Source organism: Autumnicola tepida, from assembly GCF_031846485.1.
GTDB classification, from domain to species: domain Bacteria; phylum Bacteroidota; class Bacteroidia; order Flavobacteriales; family Flavobacteriaceae; genus Autumnicola; species Autumnicola tepida.
Genome location: NZ_JAVRHQ010000091.1, coordinates 1 through 829 on the forward strand (window position 1 = coordinate 1; position 829 = coordinate 829).

General features: G+C 41.4%; 2 protein-coding genes. Both read left to right on the forward strand.

The genetic code is table 11. The annotated features are described in order from the left end of the window. A partial coding sequence (locus RM553_RS19525) for an ISAon1 family transposase N-terminal region protein (RefSeq protein ID WP_432271481.1) occupies window positions 1-291 on the forward strand: 291 nt, incomplete at its 5' end. Window positions 292-310: 19 nt separating this feature from the next. Continuing rightward, window positions 311-829, forward strand: a 519-nt coding sequence (locus RM553_RS19530; protein WP_432271482.1) for an ISAon1 family transposase, incomplete at its 3' end; no start/stop codon positions are given.

The window sequence follows — 829 nt, forward strand, 5'->3', positions numbered from 1 at the left end:
TTAGTAAAAAGCAAAAAAGAAAAAGAAGTACTTCATCTTTATTTTGAAGAACGCAATATCCCGCCACAGGAACATTCTTCTAAATTGTTAGTATCAAAAGGTTTTCATAAAGAAGCCACTATACAGGATTTTCCTTTAAGAGGCAACACTGTTTATCTGCACGTTAAACGCCGTAGATGGATAGATAAAGATACAGGCCAACTGGTTCAAAGAGACTGGAATTTAGTAGCACAGGGAACTCGTATGACCACAGAGTTCGCTGCTTTTTTAAAAGAAATTAGTCGATACTAAAGCTTCGGACTGCCACACTATCGGCTCCTTCTTTGCTGTTAACGGGAAGAAATTGCAGCGCCAGTACAAAGATCATCTGAGCGATTTTAAAGATTGGCAGGAAAAGAAACATGCCAGAGACTACCTGATCTTTCCTGAAAATATGGGACCATCTCTTTCCATTGACGAGACCGTCTTATCCCAGGGAGAACTCTACACCATTATCACTAACAGAAAAGCAAAAGGAAAGAAGGGGGCTTTGGTGGCTATTATTGCAGGAACAAAGGCAGAACCAATCGTTAAGCAGTTGCTTCAAATATCTTCTTCTCTGCGCCATAAAGTCCGGGAGATCACTTTGGATATGGCCTTTTCGATGAAGCATATCGCCTCTAAATGCTTCCCAAAAGCTATTCAGGTAACCGACCGGTTTCACGTCCAGAAACTGGCCATAGAAGCACTTCAGGATTTAAGGATCAAACACCGGTGGAAAGCTATTGATCAGGAGAATGAGCAGATCCAAAAGTCGAACGCTGCAGGAAAAAAATACATTCCTGAGTTG